This is a genomic window from Bradyrhizobium sp. UFLA05-108 (assembly GCF_059803455.1).
Window position 1 is genome coordinate 1 of sequence record NZ_JBANAZ010000286.1, and the last position, 504, is coordinate 504.

Genomic DNA, 504 nt, shown 5'->3' on the forward strand with positions numbered 1-504 from the left:
CAGGAAGTCTTCATCGCGCCTTTTCTCACCGAAGATCAGGACGGTTTCACGCCGTTCGCCCTGGGCGGCCATTTCGCGCAGCAAGCCAATCAACGGTGCGATGCCGGTACCGGTACCGATAAGCAGCACAGGCAAGGCGGTGTCGCGCGGCAGGTAAAAGCCGGGGTTGGCGCGGCAGAAAAGGCGGAAAGGACCGGGATGCTTGAGCAGCCAGCCGGTTGCCGTGCCGCGCCGCGTGCGGCCGCCGCGTTCATAACGCACGTCGCGAACGCACAGATCGAGGCTCTCTTCCCGCGTTGCCGAAGCGATGGAGTAGGCGCGCGGTAGGCAAACGGGCAGCAGCGCCAACAGGTCCTCCAGCGTGATCGCGTGCGGCGGGCAAAAATCGTGCAGCACGTCCAGCAGATCGGCGCCGTCCAGATAACTCTCCAGGGCTTTGCGCTGGCGGATCTTGAGCAAGCCTTTGAGTTCTTCGTTGTCGGCTAACTGCGCCAGGTCACGCCG

At 63.9% G+C, this 504-nt stretch carries 1 pseudogene; it reads right to left on the minus strand.

The features are described from left to right. Positions 1–504: pseudogene (locus SO140_RS46515) on the minus strand (hypothetical protein); the annotation flags it as partial.